We start from the raw sequence: 23,480 nt of genomic DNA on the forward strand, positions 1-23,480 counted from the left end.
GTCCCCAAATGGTCGAAGAATATATGATGGTAACGCAACATCTTTGCAGGGAAATAGAAGGGCGGTTAATTATTGAAGAATAAGGCAGGGACGGGGGACCATTTGGTCCCCCGTCCCCAACCGGCCCTGTTATTTACTTTTTCTTCTTAATATCAGCACACTAATCACTCCTGCTGCAATCACTGCTATTGTATAAAGCATCGGTCTGGCTTCATCTCCTGTGACTGCAGCCTTCCAGTTCTTCAGCTTATTCATCGGAGTCTTCTCCCCTGAGTCCTTTCCCTTTCCACTGCCTGTAGTTCCTTTATTCGGATCTTTATCCTTATCTGGATTTTTTCCCGGATCTTTATCTTTGTCCTGGTCTTTGTTTTCTCCGCCGCTGGTATCTTCTGCTGTCTCAATGACCAGTGTCAGATCCTCACAGACTTCTTCCAGTGTCAGATATCCGTCCTTGAACTGTTCCGTAACATCTTCCCCATTCAGAAGCATCCTTGAAACCTTCCATCCTTTCTCCGGTGTGATCTGAATCTTCGGCTTTGCAAAACGATCTACAACAAAGTTATCCATGTTTCCATCGCTCTGGTCTTCTTCTCCTTCAATCACTACATCTGCATGACTTTTTTCTACACGAATATTATGCGAATCCGGTACAGTCGTACTTATGGTACTCTGGAAATTCGATGTGCTTCCTGCATCTGCTGCTAAAACAGACAGGGTTGTAAAATACACGGCAATAACTGTCGCAGCTATAATCAGAATGGTCGCAATTAGTGCAATTGTCACTCTGACTTTTCTGTTTTCCACACTTCCTGACGAAATTCCTTTTATTTCCCTCATGAAATCCCCCCTTACTCACTTTTGTCTACATAGGATATGGTAAATGTTACCATATCTGAGTACTGTCCGGCCACCGCCTTCTTCCAGTCTTCTTTTTTAATCGCGATAGTAAGAGGTGTCTCTTCCCCGGCTTTTGTATACTGCGCTGATGTAAATGGGTGGCTTCCCGCCTCGTCCCCAGCCAAAATCTGATAAGGAATTATTGCTTTTGAATTGTTGGAATTCTTCAAGTTAAAATCAGCTAACAGTGACACCTGGATACATTTTCCATCCTCAATCTGCACCTGATCTACCACAATTTTTCCATATGGAACTTCTGTCTCATTGAGCTGCATACTTGTATCTACCGGTATTGTAACCTGGTAAGCAGGATCCACATGATAGGTGACCGTTGAACTTCCTGTCGTCTGAGTGGTTGCTGCATAGGCTGGCTTTTCCACACAGGTAAACAGCACCGGAGTCAATAGTGCGAAAAAAATTCGTGTTCTGATACTTCTCTTTTTCATCGTTCTCCCCTCCTGTTACTGTGCAATTAATGTAGTCTCTACATTTGCCCCGTTCATGGCAGAACCGTCCGTGAGTGATGCTGTCGTAATCTTGATAGTCGCCGGATATTCTCCCGCTGCAAGTGCCTTGTCTAATGTCACCTCTGTAATTGCCTTCCCCGGTTCTACCATCTTTGATGTGTAGATGTTCTCACCTGTGTCGTTAAGCACAATTTCAAATGTAAAGTAACACGGGTTTCCTTCCGGATTCATCAGGTTCATCTGCACGTCTTTTTTGTCTGCCTCAATCGTAATGGACGGATAGCCCGGTATCCGGATTCCTGTCGGCTTTTCCCCGGTATCGTCTGCTGTCTGGGTCTTCGCATTTGGATCCAGATCCGGCGTAAAAGCCGAATCTGAACCTCCTTTTAATTTCATGAAATAAATCAATCCCGCAATGATGACCGCACACAGACAGATGATAATGACAATAAATATTTTATTTTTTTCTGTATGTTCTTTCATCTGTTTCCTCCTACTCAAATGTAATATCTACATTCAGATTGCTGAGATCATATCGATCCGGTCCTATTCCATGTGCATCAAATTCCAGCGTCAGACTGTCCACATCAATCTTGCTTCCGGTCGTAAGTGTATATTCACAGGTAATCGTTTTACCGTTTTTCTTCTTCAGATCCTCCGTATTTTTCTTCCACTCTGTGTGATCCTTATTATCGGATTTCGTATGGTAGGAAATTCTCAGATCTGAATAACCATCTTTTACCATTTTAATCTTGTAACTAATCCTAATCCTCATCTTTGAATAATTCTGATGTACTGCATTATAGGAAATATTCTTCATATTCAAATGGTATCTTGCCGGATTCAGTCCACTGTCTCCGGTTGTCTTTACAGAAGTCTGATTACCGTCTACATAATAAGTAAATCTGGTATACTCATGTTTATCTGTCACACGATATGTATTGCCGGAATTTGATGGTCTGTAAGAATATTTTTGGTTCGCTTTCCAGCTTGCGTATAAGGTAATATCTTTCGTGTCCTGAAGCTGCAGCTCTTTCGTACTCATGTCAAATGCTGTGTTGGCTCCTTCTTTTTTCCAGCCTTTGAACTCCCAGCCGTAACGTGTCGGATCTGACGGGAACTGGTATTTATCACCGTATTTAGTCTTTCTAACTGTCTTCGCTCTTCCGTCACCATAGTCAAATGTAACATTGTACACATTTGCCTCCCATTCCGGATAGAGTGTCACAACACCGCCGTTTACATCGGTCAGCTTTGACACCTTCTGCCGGTCAGAGTAATAAGTCTTCTTGCCCTTCTTATCCACGGTGTACCATCTCTTAAAGGAGTGGCCTTTGCAGGTGAATCCGCATTTTGGAAGTATTACATTTTCCGTGTAATTGACCGTCTTTGCTGCCATGGAGCCTTTTGCCTCCGTACCGCTTAAGATAAATGTAATCTGATATGTATTCTCTCTCCAATTCGCCTTATATGTCCGGTTATCTGTAGAACCCTGTTTTACAGACACATTGTCACTTACTCCTGAAATTTGGGTTCCGCTCCAACCAGTAAATGTGTATCCTGCCCGGACTGGATTTTTCAGTTTGAATACAGTGGTATCCACGTTGTAAGTCGTCGGATTCTTCTCCCCGGACTTCATGCTTCCGCCATTTAAGTCATAAGTAATCTGGTATGTCTCCTGCTCCCATATTGCTGTGTAAATATGACTTTCGGCCGGCATAGTCGCCGGAAGCTTGTCCACCTTCTTACCATTCTCACTCCAGTACTTGAAAATGTATCCGGTTCTTGTCGGGTCTTTTGGTACACTTATCTTATCACCATAATTTCCTTTGATTGGTGAAACAGACGTTCCTTCTCCCGTCTTGAACTGAAGGGTATATTCCATCTTCAGCCACTGCGCCTTATAGGTAAGGTCTTTATCCGGTATCGTCATTTCAACGTCTTCGTCCCAGCCAAGGAACTGGTATCCGGTTCTTGTCGGCGCTTTCGGCACTATAATATTCGCACCATAGCGTCCGGTCACGACAATCTTACTGTCGTCCTCACCCTTTTCTGCAGCGAATGTTCCGGAATCTGCGTCAAATGTGACTGTATGTACATTTCTCTTATAGTAGCACTTCACTGTCGTCTGTCCGTCTCCGGAAATGATAACTTTCTCTGTCTTCGGTTCCTCGAAACCTTTATATTTCATGACCTCTGGTGTCACTTCGCTATCCGCAGCCGCCCGTGCATGACTGCTTTCTTTCAGCGTATAACCGTCATCTTGTACATTTTGCTGATAATGTTCTACTACATAGTTGACGATGTTTGCTTCCCATTTTGCATAAAGTGTCAGATCCTGATCAGGCATATTAGTTTTGTACTCTTTCGTACATTTTTCATCTGTATACCAGCCTGTAAATGCATAACCGGCTCTTGTCGGCTTCGGTATGGACATTTCATATCTTGCTTCTACCGTCTTATCTGTCTTACCATCGTAGTTCTTAAGCGTCAGCGTATGCACATTTCTTGTGTAACGGTAAATGACCATTGTTCTTCCATCACCTTCGACTGTCACCTGCTGTTTCTCCGGTGCTGTAAATCCTTCAAAGTTCTTTACTTCCGGTGTGACAACCGTATCCGTATCAGCGTTGAAGTTCTCCTGTGCTCCCAGCGAATATCCGTCATCATTGGCATTTTGCAGACAATGCTTGACTGTGTAGTTTACACTCTGCACATCCCATTTTGCATAAAGTGTGATGTCACGTGCCGGAACCACTCCGTCAAATGCTTTTGTAAACTCTGCGTCTGTATACCAGCCTGCAAATGCATAACCGGCACGATATGGTTTTTCCTCCCATTTCTCACCATATGCAAGTTCTTTTGTCTCGCTGTCATTACCGTTATTGTAATGGATCGTTACCTGATGACGGTCACGCGTATATTTGTAATCTACATATGTGATCTCGCCATCATCTACTACATCATAGCTAACCGGCTCCGGTGCTGTAAATCCTTCATACGCTTTTACTGCAAGCGTCAGATGTTCTCCTGTTTTAGCTGTGACATTTTCTGTCCCTGCCAGATCATACTGCTCTGAATTGTCAATGGACTGTTGATAATGTCTCACCTGATAAGTCTTCATTCCGGCTTCCCATTTTGCATAGAGTGTCAGGTCATGTGCCGGCATGGTCGTCTGTACGTACGGCTGTGTCAGTGCTTCGTCCGTGTACCAGCCTGCAAATGCATAGCCTGTTTGCGACGGAGTATTTGTAATATCTGCCTCATAGCGAACTTCTGAAGTCTTGTTATCTTCTCCATTATTCAGGACATAAGTCAGATTGTAGCTGTTCCGCGTATAGTGATACCAGATATCCGGTCCGCCCCAGCCATTTACCTGTCCTGTCTTGGCCGCCGGTGAAGTAAATCCTTCATACTGTTTTGGCTGCGGAGTCACTTCTGATTCTGTCAGGCCGCTTAATACTTCTTCGTCCGTCAGACCAAAGTAAGAACCATCTACAGATTCTTTATAATGATAGACGGTATAGCTGCTCATCACCGGTGTCTGTTTTGCATAGAGCGTCAGATCTTTGTCCGGCATGGTTCCATCGAATCGATTGTTGAAATCTTTATCTGTATACCAGCCTTCAAAGCGATATCCATCCCGGATCGCTACTTCTGTAATTGCCGCACCAAATGGCATTCCGAATCCTTCCATATTATTTTCATCGACCCCGCGGTCTACCAGCTTCAGCTTATGGATATTTCTCGCATACTTATATTCAATAACTGTGTTGCCGTTTCCGTCCACTGCCACGGTCTGTGCTGCCGGTGAAGTAAAGCCTTCGTAACGCTTCACGTCCGGCGTCACTTTATCTTCCGGATATGCCGCAAAGACTTCCTCTTCATATAAGATATATGGATTTTCTTCCTCAACCGGTTTATCTAAGTCCGGATACTCTTCTTTATCTCCACCCGGGTTTTCTTCTTCTGCATCTGGCAATTTTTCCATCAGATGCCGGACTGTATAGTTGACTTTCTGCTTCTCCCATTTTGCATAGACCGTCATATCTTTTGCCGGCATCGTCTGGCCAAATGCGTTCTCACATGCCTCGTCTGTATACCAGCCTTCAAATACATAGCCTTTTCTTGTCGGCATCGGTGATGCAATCTTGTCACCATATCTTGCCGTCACTTCTGTCTGGTCTGATTCTCCTCCTTTTGCATCAAAGGTCAGTTTGTACTCATTCAGATCATAGTACACTTTCAATACAAGACTGCCATCTGCCTTAATCGTTCCCTTCGGCAGTTCACCTTTTAAGTGATAGACTTTCTCGTCAAAATCTGCTGCTTTTGCTGTGACTTCCTCTCCCATCTGTCCGGTCAGAGCCGCAGTCTCACTTAAGCTGTATCCACTGTTATCCGTATTCTGCACGTAGTATTTCACGGTATAAGTAATGCCTTCCAGTGCTTTCCATTTTGCAATGTAGGTCTTGTTCTCAGATGGAACTTCCTTTGGAACCCCAGCGCCTTCTTCGTCCTCCCAGCCAAGGAATTCATATCCCGGTCTGTAGACTGCCGGTGTCGGCATCATGGTTCCATATCGGTAATTTCCGTCTGCGATCACTTCTGTCTCAGTTCCATTCTCCTTCTCTTTTTCGGACTTAAATGTCTGTGTATATTTATTTCTTGCATAATAGTAATTGATGACCAGACTGCCGTCTGCTTTTACAGTCTCCGTAAGCTGCGGCGGTGTCACAAATCCCGTACGCTCTGCCGGAACCGGGCTTACTTCCTCTTCCGTCCTGCCACTCATTTTGACCGGAGTCTGTGCTTCATAGGTTCCATTCGTTCCTTCTATATAATCTACGACTGTATAACCCACATCGGCTGCTTCCCATTTTGCATAGACAAGTCTGTCTTCTTCCGGCATGGTTTCCGGAATTGTGTATGGAATGGTGAGATTCATGTCCTCATACCAGCCGGCAAATGTGTATCCGAGTCTTACCGGGTCTTCCGGTTTCTTGATCCCGGCATTATATTTTCCGGTAATTGCATCGACGAAAGATCCGCCATTACTCTGGAATGCAATATAGTAACCATCTCGCAGGCGGTCCCAGTGAAGCTTGATCTTTCTTGCACACGGCTTCGTATTGAAGGTACCTTCCTGGTTTTTCCATGTAATGATCATCTCGCCATCCTGCTCCGGCTCATCACCTGGATTTACACGGATAATATTGGTCGCCGGATCATACGTAAACGCACTGTTCGTCATGGAAATGTTGAAATACTTTGTATCATCTTCGTAAATCTTCTCGTAATATTTTCCGTCGTCCAGTCCGTTCTTCATGTCCATATATTGCATCTTGAAATATTCATCCGGAATCTGAACCGACTGAATCTCCCGCTTCATATTAATCTCGGCAATCTTATCCTGGGTATAAGCAAAATCCAGTACATTTTCCAGAACACCTACCCTATAAAGCGGCCACTCGTTCTCGTAAAGTGTCGGATTATAGGTAAATGCATTGGACAGTGCCTGTGCCTCGAACTTCACTTCCAGATAAATACCGATTTCCAGATACATAGCTCCCATAGCACGGCTGCTTCGTCCTGCCGATGCCGTATACTTCAATTCGTAGTAGAGGTAACCCCAGACCTGTGCATAACCGCCCACATCCGCCGAGATACCGACACTGGCGATGGACGTTGATAATAATCCCACACGCACCGTCAGTCTCACACCGGCTTTGATGCCAAGAGTTCCCATAGCATATGCCGTAAATTCATACTGCTCCTCTACCAGATCTATCGTATCATTGGTCGCCGTCCGCTCTTTGACCCGTACACAGAAGACATACTCTTTCGCATTCTTATACCAGTACGTCATTCCGATGGAAATGTTCACATTTGCGGAAACAACGAATTCCAGCTTCACCTGAATATCAATGATCAGAAGCACACGGAAATGCTGGTCTACCAGCGGACGCTTGTAGATTTCCACCCAGTCTGCCTCGTCTGCCAGAAGTTCCGAGTACCTCTCTGCCAGGGACTTGGATACGGATATTTCATCTCCGCCACTGACGAGACCTGATGCAGAATTTAGATAATCCTCGCCATTCTCCATCATATTCTTCAGCTCTTCGGTAATCTTGTTGACACCTTTTCGTAATTTCGAACTGGAATCAGATACCGGGTTTCCGGTTTCTGCAGTCTTGAAGTTGACATTTAGTCCGATTCCTGTGTATTCATATAATTCCAGAGATGCCGTTACGCGGTAATCTGCAATGTACGGAATAAATCCCCATGTTTTCCACACGGCTGAACCGTCCACATCGATGGATACTCGCACTTCCTGTTCAAATGTCGCCGTGATCATGATCTCGATGTCTGCGCCCCGGTTCACATGAATTGTAATCGGCACGCCGATCTCCAGTGCAAGCCTTAGTCCACTCACATCTCCGTCAAAATGTTTTAGTGTCGTGCCGAGATTTGCTTTTACCGTCGGTACTCCTAATTCCACACGGGAACCGCCTGCCCCACCTGCAGCTCTTGCCTTTCTCAACTGACCATAGCTTTGGCTCTGAATCATGATATCTGCATTCATATCTTCCTTGAGAGATTCCTGAAGCTCCTCAAAAGATTCTGTCTCCATTGCCGCATCAGCAACTCTTTCTGCAACTTCTGATGCAAATCCGCTGTCTACTGCCTGTGTCTCAATATCCTCTTCCAGCGCCTGCACATCTGTATCTTCCAGAAGCTCCTCACCTTCTACATTTTCCTTCTGATACACGTCCATAGTCTGACGCATATCTTCTTCGCTCACAGGAATATAGCTTACTATATATTTGTCTCCAGATAACAGCACGCTCGTAATCTCTCCATAGAGAGACACAGCTCCGCTTCCATTCTCTCCCATTGTCCCCGTATAAATTGCCAGATAATCACCCGCATCTACGGTTGTCTCACTGTCCAGATCCATAGCCTGACTCATAGCGTCATCACCAAAGGTCAGATCACTGACATTAATCGTTACACTGTTATTATCCGGGTCACCGTCCTGATCTTTATCCATAGAAAGCGGCAGCACATCCGGCATAAAGAGCACATCTTCCGGTCTGGAGCCGCGATATGTATACTTGTCACCATCCGCTCCTATAATCTCGACAAATGACACATCACTGTTGTCACCAGAGGACATATCCATGGTCGGGATCACATCACTGGAATAAATTGCGACCTGGTCGCCGACTTCTAACTGCTTCTTATAAGTAAATGTTCCGGTCGTGTCACTGCCTTCTTCGGTCAGGGAACCGTCTGTTCCAATCGTCATTGCCGCGATTGAGACTTCCTCTACTTTCTTTCCATTTACAGTCAGATTGGACAGCTCTTTCTTGTGAATATACTTAATCTCTTTATTTAACTCTACATTTTTGACTTCTTCGCGGTAGACCGTAAAATCATAGACACGGATCGTCGGGTCAAATCCTGTAAAATATAATGCCTTTTCCTGAAGCTCCAACTTATAGGCCGCCCCCGGTGTCCATCCGTTCGGATTACTGATCGTAAATGTATGGTCTGCTCCTTCGGTCACATCTACCGTAACCATTTCGGAAGAATCTGTCACGTTTTTTATCGTGAAATTTTTTCGCACCTGGTCAGGCGTCATAGCAGCACTTGTATCCGTCACCGGAATCGTAAAATCTGTTGCCACATCATTTGCTCTGGCATAAGTCGCCATGGACACTTCTTCCATCGGCTGGTTGTCTGCGTAGGAAGCATACAGTGTCACATCACTCAAAAGACGATCCTTACTGTCCACATATCTGGTGCATGCTTCATCGTAACACCAGCCAAGAAATGTACTGGACTTTTTCACCGGTGCCGGCAGATCCTTCAGAATAGTTCCTGCCTGGTACTGCTCTTCTGTTATTGTGAGCATCTGATCTGCCTGCTGCGGATTCTTCTTCGTGATAGTTCCGCCATTTGTCTCATATTTAATGTTGTACGTTGTATCTTGAAATGCAATATCAAAAGTCAGGTGATCTGTATAATCCCCCGTATAGTTCGGTTTGTCCAGAATGTTGCAGTCATATTCCTGCTGCTTATGGCTCTCATCTTTCGTAAGACTTGCGACAACCGAACCATTTTCCAGTGCCGAACCACTCTGCGGATTTCTCAGTTCATATGCAAGACTATGTAAACCACTCTTTAATTTCCAGTCATTTTCAGACTGGACTGTCACACTCACATAATCCTTGTCATATAATCCACCTGCATCCGCTTTTATCGTAAACTTATCCCCATTCGCATTGACCTTCTGTGGAATATCCACATAATAGTAACGTTCCGTCCATTTTGCATAGAGGACAACGCTGCCAGTATGATCAGCCGTACTAAGCAAATTAACCGGTTCCCCGTTAAACTCCTCATTATCATACCAGCCGGCAAACTCATATCCTGCTTTTGTGATCTTCTCTGCTCCCGGAAGTTCTGTCACCGGCTCGTCGTAATTAGACGGAGCCGTGTATCCTTCCACAAACGCTCCTCCATTTTTCTTATAGTCAATGCTGGATTCCTTCCGCACATTCGAACCCTGAGACGTTCCTTCCTCCGAATGCACAACCGGATTCTGCGTATTCGCATCTTCAGCAAATGTCGTGACCGGCACCGATGTTGCAAGCAGTGCCGCACTCAAAATCATACTGATCAGACGTTTCTTCATATGTATTATCCCTCCTCATTTTTTTCTCAAAAATAAGTGTCTATACATATTGTATCAAAAAAAATACAATCCTCACATGCCCGTTGAAAGCAAAAAAAGTGCCTATTTTACAATTTCTCTGTAAAACAGACACTTTCCATATCATATTATTGATTTACAAATTCTTTAATCTTATCGCGTTTATCAATATGTAGTTTTTCCAGAATTCCAGAGACATAGTGCTTGACTGTATTCACTGACATTCCTAGATGTTCTGCAATTTCCTTGTTCGTCCAATCCCTGCACGCCAGCATGGCTATGGAAAATTCCAGCGGAGTCAAAAGATCCGTCACTGCCTTTTGCGTCTTGGGATTGTGAATCTTCATCCAACCACGGCTAAATGCAAGTACACCATCCGCCAGCTTCTTGTACATTTCCGGCTCTTTTCTCCGGATACAGACTTCCAAAGTCCCCTGAAGCAGACCATGATACTCGATGAATGGTTCCATGAGTTTGTCCGGTCTTGCCCTCTCCCATGCCCGGGTCACCGTCTGAATTGCTTCTTCTTGTTCTTTCAGATTAATCTGACACATTGCCTGTACGCACCCCAGATAAATCATGGAAATCGGATAAACTCCGTCTGCCATCAGAAATGCACCCTGTACAACACCTTTTGCCTTTGCATAATCCTGTCTCAGATAAATCTCATGTGCTAAAAGACTCACTGCAAATAATCGTTGTCCAATTGGAAGATACGGAATGTACTGCTGAAGTGGTGGGGTTCCTTTCTCCGGCGGTATATGAAGAAATGTGCTGATTACATAAAATGCGAACAGACATGCTGACTTTACATTCACAGGCGCGTCCTCCTGCATTGCCCATGTCAGACACTGATGCACATCTTCCCTTGTATGCTGTGCTGCCTGAGGATCTCCAAGTGTAAGATTCGCAAATATATAAAGCATATCCGCCGATAACCGGAGCATCACATCATCGTGATCCAGATAATCTTTTACCATCTCCACACATTTTTCTGCCTGAGCTGAGAAGAAATAATATTCTCCCTGTGCAATCTGCGCCAGTTCCTTATCTTCTATTCTTTCAATTGCTTCTGCTGCCTTTCCCGGTTGAAATGCACTTCCAACCAAAGGAAGGATGACTCTGTCAGATGTTTTCATTTCTTTCACCACTTCTTATAAAATTATTTTCTCTGCCAATATGATCTTTATCGATAAAAGACATTTAAACAGTTTAATATATTTATATTATCAAAAACATTATTTTCATACAAGACCATTTGGGGACGGAGTTTGGTGGACCATTTGGGGACGGAGTTTAGTGGCTTTTTGCTCGCAAAAAGCCACTAAACTCCGTCCCCAATGGTCCACCCCTCTAATTCTGGAAGTTTATTTTTTCTCCTTGAATAACCGGATAGCAGATCAATTTCTGACTTTCTAAATCTTCTCTATGCATATCTACTGCACTGATCTGATGGTTTTCATATGTGTTATAATAATAAATTCCTTTTGTAGCATTGCAACAAGAAGTGTACAATGTAATCTCATATTTTCCATCTGACACTTCGCAACAACCACGCTGCTGATCTACCGAACCGAGAATGTGGAAAAACTGGCTGACACTTTCTTCCTCGGACTCACCGGAAAATGCATTTACTTTCGTAAACGCCACACGTACAAATCGAGATGATGAAGATAAATCTCCCGGAAGCCCCAATGCTCCCATTCCACGGCTATATGCATTAAGCTCGATCCCATTGCCGAAATTATTTTCCGGCTGCTTTGGAGAAAGATGCATATAATTGTTTAACTGAAACATTTGCTGCGGGAAAGGAGGATTATTGGTCAGTACTCCTAGCGGATTATCATAAATATGCATGCCATCTGCCATCGATTCTACAGTAATGGATTCTTTTTCATCTGAAATGATCCAGTGTAATTGTGCCAACGGAAATTGCTCACTAAATGGCGTATTTACAATATTAATCTGTCCAAGCAGTTTACGGACTTCCACGATTGAAGAACACTGGCTTAATATCCATGGGATAAATTCAAACTGTGCGATATTATCCACCCCTGACTGAACATTCGCATAAACTGCATTTCCCACAAAATTAAGTCCTGCCATACCAACACCTTTTTCGTTAATGGCATCATAATACAGTGGATAATCGCCTGCCACATGTGCCATTCCGATGATTGCATAATGATTTTCCATATCACCGGCATGTCGGAAATGCAACGGATAGTTGCGCGGTGTTATCGCAATCTGATCTCCGTAAGAAAATTCATAATCAAGTGTTCTTCCAAAATAAAAATCTTTTGTTTTATAAGTTGCTGCTGTACACATACTGCTTTCCTCCTTAGACATCGTATTTCTAAAACAGGTCCAACATATTATCCAAATATATTGCTTCTCTGACTTGAAGCTGATAATTTGGTTTTGTCATATAATATAGTAAAAATTCTAAAATTAATGCACTGCCAAGGCTACGACCTTCTATTTTGAAGTTTGAAAATCTCATTGGCACATAAATATTTTTTATATCATCAATACCAATAAATCCCGGATTTGTCATAGCTTTCGAAAAAAGATACCCCTGTTCTGACTCCGGTGCACGACACTGATGCTCCGGGCAATCTTCTCCCAGATTCTTCCGACTGACCGTTTCATAACAATATTTTCTGTCTTTGCACCCAAACCAACAACATTCATTGCACAAAAACTCTATCTTCTCTTTCTCACTTCCAGTCATTTGCTCCAATTTATCAAAAGCCTTATTCAACCGAAAATCCGGCACTACATAACGAAACTCTGACCTGTTTACCTCATTCATGAGCTGTTCAAATTCCGTTAATACTTTCGTGGTCGATGATACAAAATAAAATCCCGGATACTTATTTTTTAAATATTCTAATAAGAGATCAGAGTGAACAATAATACCATTCTGTTTTTCGTTGGCATTTTCAAACAGTACACACAATTCATTACACTTTTTATCTGATAAATGCTCTTCCTTCAGTAATGAATTACTAAATGTAAGCCTTGCCGAAATTCCATATTTCTGCATCATTTTCAACACCGCTTGCGAATCGCAGTCTCCAAATCCGACTCGTCCGCCTCCCCAGATGCAATCTGCCGGAGCACCATATATAGAGCCTATTTCACACCAATCATAAAAATATTCTCTATGTTTCTGAAATAATGGAAGGAATACGCTATATAATTCATAAAATTCAAATAATCCCGGAAGATGATAATATATTTTTCCCTTTTGATTTTCATTCATTTACATTTCTCTATACTTTCTATTCAAGGCTACCCTCGACATTCTATTTTTCCGGATTCACATGCACCATAATATGCTTTACCTTCGGAAAATCATTTTCTATCTCATCATGAACTTCTTCTGCAATATTGTGTGCCTGCTGCAAGGTCATAGTTCCATCCAGTGCGATTTCAATATCCACATATATTTTATTTCCAAAAATTCTTGTCTGAAGCAGATCGATTCCACGCACATTTTTATTCTTTCTTACACACGCGCGGATTGCATTTTCTGTATCCTCGTCACAAGAGTGATCTACCATCTTATCCATAGCATCTTTGAAAATACTATAGGCTGCTTTTACGATAAATACAAAGATAACTAAACTTGCAATGGAATCCATTATTGGAAATCCTAATCTCGCACCTGCGATTCCGATAAGTGCTCCAATCGAAGAAATTGCATCGGAACGATGATGCCACGCATCTGCCATCAATGCACTGGAATCAATTTTTTTGGCATAATGTCTTGTATACCAATACATACCTTCTTTACTGACAATTGATATAATTGCAGCAATCAATGCCAACATTCCTGGAACCTGAAGGTTATTATATTCTCCCTGCATTATATTATTTAATGCTTCCAGCCCGATTCCAAGTCCTGTAATAAATAAAACCAGCGACAGAATGATCGCAGCCTCACATTCCAGACGCTCATGACCATAAGGATGCTCCTTATCAGCACTTTTCGAAGATACTTTTATTCCGATGATTACTACAAATGTACTAAATACATCTGATGCGGAATGAATAGCGTCACTGATCATTGCATTGGAATGTGCTATGATTCCTGCGAAAAGCTTCAACAACGACAATACAATATTTCCAATAATTGTAATAAATGATACCTTATTTGCCACCTTTTGAAAATCACTTGTTTCCATATTCGTTACCTCCAAATAAATAAGATGTTACTGTTCACAGTATCTGTGAACAGTAACAATAAGATAGCTCTATGGCACTAATATATGTGGGAATTAAATATGATACGTTTTCCAAAAAAAAAGAAAACACCCACGAACCAGTATAAGCAACTACTGTCCCGTGGATGCAAAGATTCATTCCACTGTCACTTGTGTGACCCGACTCCATGATAATCTATCACGGTCTGCTCAGTTTGTACTGTAGTTTTATATGCAGTGCAAAGAGTTATGATAGATATATCATATGTTTTATCACTTGTCAATATTTCAAAAGAATTTATTTGCAAGTATATTTTTCAAATAATTTCAAATATTCCTGCTCCACTTCTTTAAATTCACGTACTGTATAATCAACATTTACATGAAGTTTGGGCTTTTCAGCTTCCTCTCCTTCACCTAATAAATATTTCAGATCATACCATAAAACTGCATCATCAATTTCTTTTAGTTGACGCTCCTCTTCTTCGCTTAATGTCGAACCAAGAAATTTTGTATATATAACATCGAGCAAATGCTTTTCCTGTTTGTTATATATATCCATGATTTGTTTTAACGGACGTGGAACATCTGACATATAACATTCACTCGCATCATGCAAAAGAAGTGCCAATACCAGTCGATCCTCATAGCCCCTTGCCACAGCTTCTTTTGAACACAAAATACAGTGCTCCCCAACAGACCAAAATGAACTAACCTGTCCATTTCCTCTGCAGATTAGCGGAAGTGCATGAGCAATATCTTCGATACAGATTAATTCCGGATCAGGGTTTACCGGGTCAAAATGTTTCCTTGTATATGTAGTAATATAACTCATCTTTTTTTCCTCCTAGTGCCATTTTGGGACGGGATTTTCCGGCTTTTTTGCAAGCAAAAAAGCCGGAAAACCCCGTCCCTGTCGGCTTATACCATTTGTACAACCCATACGTTACTTTTTACCATAAAATATCCAATCACTACTTTTATCAGCTCTGTTGCCTGAACCAGGAAATATACACTCACAATTCCAAGTCCTGTATAATGTGCCAGAATAAATGCTGATGGCACTACAACTACCCATGTAAATACTGAATCGAATAAAAACGTAACCATCGTCTTTCCTCCCGAACGCAGAGTAAAGTAAGATGAATGGCTGAAAGCACAAAACGGCATAATAATCGCTGAAACAGCAATAAAACTCTTAGCCAATGCTTTAATCTGTTCGGAAGTATTATAGATTTGTGGGAAGAATCCACCAATCAGCAACATTGCCACTGCAACAACTACACAACAAAACACACTGAAAACAATCATTTTATTGTCAGCATCCTTCGCTTCTTTTAATTTTCCTGCTCCTAAATACTGCCCGACAACAATACTGATACATGCACCAAGCTGAATATAAATAATATTAAACAAGTTTGTAATCGTTGTTGCGATATTTAATCCGGCAATAACCTCTAACCCTCGGATAGAATAGCATTGCGTTACTGTTGTCATGCCTGCTGCCCATAAAATTTCATTTAGCATAAGCGGGAAACCTTTTATAATGATTGCTTTAAACTCTGATTTTGGTATTCCTAAACCTCTATAAGCCCCTGCAAGATACCTATTTTTCTCCTTATGTGCATGAGCCCACACAATTACGATCAACGCTTCTATGTAACGTGCAATCACTGTTGCAAGTGCCGCACCGGCAACTCCGAGTTTTGGAATCGGTCCAAGTCCAAAAATCAATACATAATCCAAGATTGCATTCGTTCCAACAGCTACAAAACTGGCTATCATAGGTATCAATGTCTGTCCTGTCTCTTTTATATTCGTTGCGTAAGACTGATTTATTGCAAACGGAATCAGTCCAACCATCATAATCGCAAGATATTCCAATCCATACTGTAATGCAACTTCTGTTGCTCCGCTTCCCGTCGTATCCGTCAGATATAAGGATATCAGTGCGGAACCTTTCGTAATAAACAAAAGAATCGTTAATGCCGTCACAGTTAATGTTGCATATAATTTGAACCGAAAAGAGTGCATATGCCCCTTATGGTTTCCTTTACCAAAATATTGTGCTCCAAAAATACTTGCTGCTGACACTGCCCCAAAAATCGCCAGATTATACACGAATATCAGCTGGTTGACAATGGCTACTCCTGACATCGGCTCTGTTCCTAATTGACCGACCATAATATTGTCAAGAAAACTGACCAGATTCGTAATGGCATTTTGCAAGATCATCGGTAATGCAAGACAAAGATATCTCTTATAAAATGCTGCATCACCAATATATTTTTCTTTTAATTGCAATAACATATTATTTTCCCCTATTTTTTATATTTTGCAAATTTCTTTATCTTCTATTTTCTCTGATGTCTCAGACATATTAGAAATAATGACTGCCGCCAATATAACCGCACATCCGATTACCATACGAACGGTAACCACCTCATGAAGAATCAGTATTGAAAAGATTGTTCCAAACACAGATTCCATGGAAAGGATAATTGCAGCCTTCGTCTCATCTATATATTTCTGACATGCAGTCTGAAGCAAATAACAGATTGTCGTGCTTACTACTCCCAAATATAACACACTTAACCAGCCCTGTGTTGTGACATAAAAATCATTTTCCCCAGAAATCATAAGACTAATTGCTGATAATACAAATGCGGTAAACATCTGAACCGTATTAAGTACAGATGCCGGATATTTTTTTACAAATTCCGAAGTAAAAAATATTTGAAATGCAAATCCAACGGCACAAAATAATGTTAAACCATCTCCCAGACTTACTGTAAAATTTCCATTCAAAGAAAGTAATGCAACTCCGAGAACAGACATAACTGCTCCAACAATTCCCTTCGCACCGATTTTTTTCTTTAAAATAACAAATGCTATAAACGGCACAATAACTACATTAAGTGCTGTAAGAAATGCATTTTTTGAAGGTGTCGTATACTGCAATCCAATAATCTGGAAAGCAAATCCCATAAAAAGAGTTACTCCCATCAAGACTCCTGCTTTTATAGCTCCTGCACGGTCTTTTAATTTTTCTTCACTTTTTTGCTGCCCTCTGCTAATCACTCCCATAAGTACAGATGCGAGCAAAAATCTTACCATCATAATTTGAAAAGGCTTCATACTTTCCAATGCTATATCACTTGCCACAAAGCCTCCGCCCCATATGACTGTAACCAGTATAAGGGCTCCGATTGCCAGCCATTTCTTCATTATATTTCCTCCTAATTAATAGCTTCATCTTTTTGAACTTCTTTTCAGTGTACATTTTATTTCTTTGTAAGTCCAGTCTTTTCAAACAAATATTCTATGACTTCTGATTTTTCTTTTACTTTATATGTAAAAACGGGGTTTTCCGGCTTTAAAAAAGCCGGGAAACCCCGTCCCTAAAGGTTCATCATCCCAGACATGATGCATCCGCCTTCTGCGCCTGCCTGTTTTAGTTCTTCCCACTGTTCTTGATCAAACCGGATTCCTCCGATTGCATATACAGGAAGCTTCACCCTGCTGCAAACCTCTTTTAGAAATCCAAGCCCTCTTGGCGGAACACCTTTCTTACAGTTTGTCACATAAATATGCCCCGCTGTCAAATACGTTGCTCCAAGATTGACTGCTTCTTCTGCCTCTTCCACAGAATGAACAGAAGTACCTATTTCATTAAAATGTTTTTTCTCTTCTTCCGGAAGTTTTCTTAATTCTGCCATAGGAAGATGTATCGAAGTACATCCAAGATACGCTGCTGTTTTCCAGAAAGTATGTAAAATACATGTAACCTGATACTGTTTGCAGATTTCCATTATCCTTTCAGCCAAAATTCTATATTCCTCTTCTGACAAATCTTTTTCACGCAGGATAATTGCTTCCGGCTTTATCTGACATACACGTTCTATCTGCTCTGTAAATGGTCTTTCACACAATTTACGATTACTAACTGCTATGATTTTGAAATCCTGCCTTGCCAAATCGCAATTCATTTTTCGTCTCCTTTGTTTTTATGTATAAAATCTTTACCCGACTCAAATGAAGTCTGATTTACACGTAAATATAATCACTCATAACCGGCTGTAAATGACGCTCTAATAACGCCTGATATACCTCATCTACAGAACGTTCATCCGAAATTTCAAACTGGTCATCACCCTTATCTTCAATATCGTCCACATGACTTCCAATTCCTGTACTTACCCCCGCAGAAATTTTTGTTGCAGAAATACTTACCAGATTATCTCTGACACGTGCACACTCTCTCGTTGAAACTGTAATGCTTGCAAATGGCATAAACAGACGATATGCACAGACTACCTGTAAAAGCTGTGGCTCATGAACATCCATCGGATTGATTCTGTCATTATTAATAATCGGACGAAGTCTCGGACATGAAAATGCAATCTCTGCATGGGGATATTTTCGTTGTAAAAGGTATGCATGATATCCTGTTGCAAATGCATCTTTTCTGAAATCATCCAATCCAAGAAGTGCTCCGAAACCAACGCCTCGCATACCTCCTTTTAAAGCTCTCTCCTGTGCATTGACACGATATGGGAAGATTCTTTTATGTCCTGCCAGATGCAGCGTCTCATATTTATCCGAATTGTAGGTTTCCTGGAATACTGTAACATAATCCGCACCACATTCATGCAAATATGCATACTCATCCGAATTAACCGGATAGATTTCCAGACCGATTACTTTAAAATATTTTCTTGCAATCTTACAGGCTTCACCTATATATTCTACTGTAGATTTGCTACGGCTTTCTCCCGTAAGGATCAGAATCTCCTGCAATCCGGTTTCTGCGATCGCCGCCATTTCTTTTTCAATCTCCTGTGCATTTAATTGTGCACGGTTAATTTTGTTGTGACAGTTGAATCCACAATAAATACAATAATTCTCACAATAATTTGCAATATAAATCGGAGTAAACATATAAACACTATTTCCAAAATGTTTTCTTGTTTCCAGTTGTGCGGCCTGCGCGATTTCTTCCAGAAATGGTAACGCTGCCGGAGATAAAAGTGCCTTGAAATCTTCCGGGGTACGCTTTGAATGTGCAATCGCATTTTTTACATCTGCCGCTGTATATTTACTGTAATCATATTCCTCCATTGCACTTATTACCTGATCCATAATTTCCGAACCAATGTCTTCCATTCCCTGAAGATATGTCATATGATCAATTCTGTTTTTCTTCTGATCTTCCAGAATCTCTTCGCTTAAAATACTTTCATTAATATGTGTATTTTCCATCTTCACATCCTCCTAGTCTTCCAAAAATCCTGTCAGTGGTGAAGATGCACTTGCACCTCGTTCCAGTGTTCTTCCAAGTCCGGCAAGGTACGCGCTTCTTCCGGCCTCAATTGCTTTCTTAAATGCCTCTGCCATCTCTGCAACATTTCCTGCTGTCGCAATTGCTGTATTCGCCATAACTGCAGCTGCTCCCATTTCCATTGCCTCGCAAGCCTGAGATGGACGTCCGATTCCTGCATCAACAATAATTGGCAGGTCAATCTCATCAATTAAAATCTGTATAAAATCTTTTGTACAAAGACCTTTATTGGAGCCGATTGGTGCTCCCAAAGGCATAATACAAGCAGCTCCCGCATTGACAAGATCTCTTGCTGCATTCAAATCAGGATACATATACGGCATAACTACAAAGCCCTCCTTAGCCAGGATTTCTGTTGCTTTGATTGTCTCGTAATTATCCGGAAGAAGATATTTGGAATCTCTTACAACCTCAATTTTCACAAAATTACCACATCCAACTTCTCTGGAAAGTCTTGCAATACGAACTGCCTCTTCTGCATTTCTTGCTCCGGAAGTATTCGGAAGAAGTGTTACATTTTCCGGAATATAATCCAGAATATTTGCAAGCCCACCTTCATTAGCACGACGGAGGGCAAGCGTGATAATCTCTGCCCCCGCTTTTTCTACACATGCTTTCACAAGATCCAATGAAAACTTTCCTGATCCTAAAATAAAACGCGAATTAAATTCTTTTCCGCCAAGTGTAAATGTATCCTTCTGATTCATGATTTAAATCCTTCTTTCTATGTTATATTGTGATTTTTTAGAATAATCACCTTGTTTTTTAATCCCAAGATGCCCTTTTAGACATCCTCTTCTCCAAGAAGTAGGCGTGTGATCATATTTGCCTCATGCCCCGCACAGATTGCCACCCTTGGAGCCATCAATCCGTTTCCATAAGTCGGCTCTGTCACACGATCTCCACACAAGTAAAAATTTTTCATCATTCTCTTCGTACAAATCGTATTGCTACTCTCATAACCGGCCATTCCTGTTGCTGACACAAGCTTCTTTTCCGGAAAATATTCCAGAATCCCATTTACAAGCATCGCCTTTGCCTCTGGATTATCAAATGCCTCGCAGACAATCTGTGCATCCTCAAACAGCTCTTTCAGATTCGCTTCCGTCACCTTCACACAATCCGTGCGAATATCCAGATAAGGATTGATTTTCAAAAGCAACGATTTCAATGCATCTGTTTTTGGCATTCCTATATGCTCCATAAAATATTGCTGCCTGTTCAAATTTGTAATATCCACGACATCAAAATCTATCAAATGTAAACGCCCTACACCGATTCTTGCAAGCGAATAAGCCACATTCGAGCCCAATCCGCCCAGTCCCGCTATTGTCACCTGTCCTTGCGACAATAATTTCTGCTTTTCCGATGAATGTCGTTCATTCAGTGCCGCTTCAATTTCTTCTTTACTTAATATTTTTTCAGATGCCATTTGATATCAGCCCCCTCCTACAAATGTCACAACCTCCAGACGATCGCCGTCTTTGAGCATTGTATCCGAGTAACTATATTTTGGCAGAATCTCTTCATTCAATTCCACCGCAATCCTTTTTATCTGATAATTATTCTGTTCCAGATAATCTGCAACACTCATTTCAGATGCCAGTTGAATCTGTTTTCCATTTACTGTAATCATAACTGCTCCTTTCCTTATGAAATGAAAAAAGAGTTCATGAAAGAAATGTACCCGTGGTGGTGCACCCCTTCATGAACTCTTGTTCAATCTCAACTTATTCAATCTTCAATTATCAATTTTGCCTGATTATAAAGAAAGAGAGATACCAACAAATGTATCTCTCTAAAGTACTGCTTTATACATTCCTACGTTGGCATTATCCAAATCAGGTTATGGGTCGAAGTTCTCAACTTCCTCTCAGCCTGGTACACAAGCTCCCCGTGTTTTCTTCACATGCTTAGTATAAAAGCTTGTCTGGGAGATGTCAACCGTTTTCTCTCCATTTGGCCGGCATTTCACATTTTATATTTCATCCAGACAAAATCATACCCCTTTAAAACCGGATCTTTCACTTCTATAATCTCACCATTCACCAGATTTCTGAAAATGCCTTCTTCCTGCATCCACGCTGTCTGCTCTCTCTCACTGAAATTAAACAGTGCTATGAAACGCTCGCCCTTATATTCTCTAAGTATTCCTAAAATGCTGTCATTGTGAACATCATAAGTATACACTTCCGCTTCCTGAGAAAAGATTTTTTCTTGTCTTCTAATCTGTTCCAGGAGGTTCAACATCTGGAATAATTGTCCCTGTACGGTAGAAAGATCTTTCCTCTTATCTGCAAGTGTCCACTGGAATGCTCCTCTGTGGAGATAACGTGAATCAGATACTTTTTCAGGATTTTCTTTATAACTATAATCATTTACCTGCCCCAACTCATCTCCACTATAAAGCATCGGAATTCCCGACTGTGTCAACATATAAGCATGCAACATCAAATCTTCCTGTATCGCTATCTGCATTTTCTCTTTGTTGCCTTCAAATCCCGCTGCTTCAATTCCACACATAGACGCTGTCGTTCCGCAAAATCTTGCATCTTGTGTTACAGGATCGTCATTATATAATTCTCCGCGGCTGACACTTCCTTCTATCTTTCCTGTGAAATAATCATTCAGATAACGTTTATGAGAAGGCTCTTCCATTCCCCATTGCTTCATGGTATCAAAATCAAGTCCCCAGCCAATATCATCATGGCAACGAAGATAATTTAAAAATGTATATTGCTTCGGCAAACGACTTACAATATCCATCTGCTTCTTCAAAAGCCGGATATCTCTTGTTGCAATACTGTTCCACGTTGTTGCCATTGTTGTAACATTATATAGCATATGACATTCCGGTTTTTCGACTGTACCAAAATACGGTACCACTTTTTCCGGCTCCATAACAACTTCACCGAGCAGTATCACACTCGGGCAGACGATTTCCGCAATCATGCGCATCATTCTTACAATTGTATGTACTTCTTTCAGATTTCGGCAGCTCGTTCCAAGTTCTTTCCAAATATAGGGAACTGCATCAATTCGGATGATATCCATTCCCTGGTTTGCAAGGAAAAGGAAATTATACATCATCTCGTTAAATACTCTTGGATTGCGGTAATTTAAATCCCACTGATACGGATAAAATGTCGTAAGCACATAATGACCGATTTCCGGAAGCCATGTAAAGTTTCCAGGTGCTGTTGTCGGGAACACCTGTGGAACCGTTTCTTCATATCTTGCCGGAATCTCTCCGTTATCATAGAAGAAATACCGGCTCATATATTCCCCTTCACCGGCTCTTGCACGTTTTGCCCACTCGTGTTCCTCTGAAGTATGATTCATCACAAAATCCATGCACACATTCATATCATTTTCATGACATTTTTCTGTCAATCTTGCCAGATCTTTCATCGTTCCCAGGTCCGGCCTCACCTTCCTGAAATCTGCCACTGCATATCCGCCATCTGATTTTCCTTTCGGAGTATCCAAAAATGGCATAAGATGAATACAATTTACATTACACTCTTTTAAATATGGTAACTTTTTCTCTACACCTTTCAGATTGCCGGCAAAGTTGTCAATGTATAACATCATGCCAAGCATTTCTTTTTCTTTAAACCAGTCAGGATTCTTCTCTTTCTTAGCATCTCTCTTTTTTAATTCTGTGCCACGCTTTGAATAATAATCATACATCTGCTTACAAAGTTCTGCATACATTGCATCATTTCCATACAACTCCATGTAAAGCCAGCGCAGTTCATCCTGATGCTTTTCCATACGTTGCGTAAATATTTTTTCTATATTATTCACATTTCTCATCACTTTCTATTTCATTATCAACA

General features: G+C 41.4%; 17 protein-coding genes and 2 riboswitches. All 17 genes read right to left on the bottom strand.

All coding sequences use genetic code 11. The features are described from left to right. Positions 1-129: 129 nt before the first annotated feature. The 17 genes from LQE94_RS11815 to LQE94_RS11895 all read right to left on the bottom strand — a co-directional run bounded on the left by LQE94_RS11815 (position 130) and on the right by LQE94_RS11895 (position 23,457). Positions 130-837, bottom strand: coding sequence for a hypothetical protein (locus LQE94_RS11815; protein ID WP_118738016.1), 708 nt, complete (start codon positions 835-837; stop codon positions 130-132). 11 nt (positions 838-848) lie between these two features. Beyond that, positions 849-1,343, bottom strand: a complete 495-nt coding sequence (locus tag LQE94_RS11820; RefSeq protein ID WP_240577784.1) for a hypothetical protein — start codon at positions 1,341-1,343, stop codon at positions 849-851. Positions 1,344-1,358: 15 nt separating this feature from the next. Further along, positions 1,359-1,847 carry a hypothetical protein gene (locus LQE94_RS11825; protein WP_240577785.1) on the bottom strand — a complete coding sequence of 163 codons (489 nt, stop codon included), beginning with the start codon at positions 1,845-1,847 and terminating at the stop codon, positions 1,359-1,361. A 10-nt stretch (positions 1,848-1,857) separates the two neighbouring features. Next, positions 1,858-10,068, bottom strand: coding sequence for an InlB B-repeat-containing protein (locus tag LQE94_RS11830; RefSeq protein WP_240577786.1), 8,211 nt, complete (start codon positions 10,066-10,068; stop codon positions 1,858-1,860). A 146-nt stretch (positions 10,069-10,214) separates the two neighbouring features. Continuing rightward, on the bottom strand, positions 10,215-11,225 hold the full coding sequence (locus tag LQE94_RS11835; RefSeq protein WP_118738013.1) for a response regulator transcription factor: 1,011 nt from the start codon (positions 11,223-11,225) through the stop codon (positions 10,215-10,217). A gap of 214 nt (positions 11,226-11,439) precedes the next feature. Next, entirely contained in the window at positions 11,440-12,414 is a 975-nt protein-coding gene (gene bsh / locus LQE94_RS11840; RefSeq protein WP_118738012.1) for a choloylglycine hydrolase, read from the bottom strand. A gap of 28 nt (positions 12,415-12,442) precedes the next feature. Next, positions 12,443-13,354, bottom strand: coding sequence for a hypothetical protein (locus LQE94_RS11845; RefSeq protein ID WP_118738011.1), 912 nt, complete (start codon positions 13,352-13,354; stop codon positions 12,443-12,445). A 43-nt stretch (positions 13,355-13,397) separates the two neighbouring features. After that, positions 13,398-14,279 carry a cation diffusion facilitator family transporter gene (locus tag LQE94_RS11850; protein WP_117991755.1) on the bottom strand — a complete coding sequence of 294 codons (882 nt, stop codon included), beginning with the start codon at positions 14,277-14,279 and terminating at the stop codon, positions 13,398-13,400. Positions 14,280-14,430: 151 nt separating this feature from the next. Then, positions 14,431-14,521, bottom strand: a riboswitch (NiCo riboswitch). A 74-nt stretch (positions 14,522-14,595) separates the two neighbouring features. Beyond that, on the bottom strand, positions 14,596-15,132 hold the full coding sequence (locus LQE94_RS11855) for a hypothetical protein (RefSeq protein WP_118738010.1): 537 nt from the start codon (positions 15,130-15,132) through the stop codon (positions 14,596-14,598). Between the two features lie 86 nt (positions 15,133-15,218). Further along, positions 15,219-16,607: an MATE family efflux transporter gene (locus LQE94_RS11860; protein ID WP_186864566.1), complete on the bottom strand. Its 1,389-nt coding sequence runs from the start codon at positions 16,605-16,607 to the stop codon at positions 15,219-15,221. A gap of 18 nt (positions 16,608-16,625) precedes the next feature. After that, complete coding sequence (locus LQE94_RS11865; RefSeq protein ID WP_240577787.1) at positions 16,626-17,525, bottom strand: DMT family transporter; 900 nt, start codon at positions 17,523-17,525, stop codon at positions 16,626-16,628. A 173-nt stretch (positions 17,526-17,698) separates the two neighbouring features. Beyond that, positions 17,699-18,286, bottom strand: coding sequence for a thiamine phosphate synthase (locus LQE94_RS11870; protein ID WP_240577788.1), 588 nt, complete (start codon positions 18,284-18,286; stop codon positions 17,699-17,701). A gap of 58 nt (positions 18,287-18,344) precedes the next feature. Next, positions 18,345-19,559, bottom strand: coding sequence for a 2-iminoacetate synthase ThiH (thiH, locus tag LQE94_RS11875; protein WP_240577789.1), 1,215 nt, complete (start codon positions 19,557-19,559; stop codon positions 18,345-18,347). Positions 19,560-19,571: 12 nt separating this feature from the next. Further along, positions 19,572-20,345: a thiazole synthase gene (locus LQE94_RS11880; RefSeq protein WP_022075865.1), complete on the bottom strand. Its 774-nt coding sequence runs from the start codon at positions 20,343-20,345 to the stop codon at positions 19,572-19,574. A gap of 77 nt (positions 20,346-20,422) precedes the next feature. Continuing rightward, positions 20,423-21,070 carry a sulfur carrier protein ThiS adenylyltransferase ThiF gene (gene thiF / locus LQE94_RS11885; protein ID WP_240577790.1) on the bottom strand — a complete coding sequence of 216 codons (648 nt, stop codon included), beginning with the start codon at positions 21,068-21,070 and terminating at the stop codon, positions 20,423-20,425. Positions 21,071-21,076: 6 nt separating this feature from the next. Next, the gene (gene thiS / locus LQE94_RS11890) at positions 21,077-21,274 is read right to left on the bottom strand and encodes a sulfur carrier protein ThiS (RefSeq protein WP_022075867.1); all 198 of its coding nucleotides are present in this window, start codon (positions 21,272-21,274) and stop codon (positions 21,077-21,079) included. Between the two features lie 165 nt (positions 21,275-21,439). Further along, positions 21,440-21,545, bottom strand: a riboswitch (TPP riboswitch). Positions 21,546-21,609: 64 nt separating this feature from the next. Further along, on the bottom strand, positions 21,610-23,457 hold the full coding sequence (locus tag LQE94_RS11895) for an amylosucrase (RefSeq protein WP_240577791.1): 1,848 nt from the start codon (positions 23,455-23,457) through the stop codon (positions 21,610-21,612). Positions 23,458-23,480 lie beyond the last annotated feature (23 nt).

The sequence above is a fragment of the Mediterraneibacter sp. NSJ-151 genome, from assembly GCF_022487435.1.
GTDB classification, from domain to species: Bacteria; Bacillota; Clostridia; order Lachnospirales; family Lachnospiraceae; genus Schaedlerella; species Schaedlerella hominis.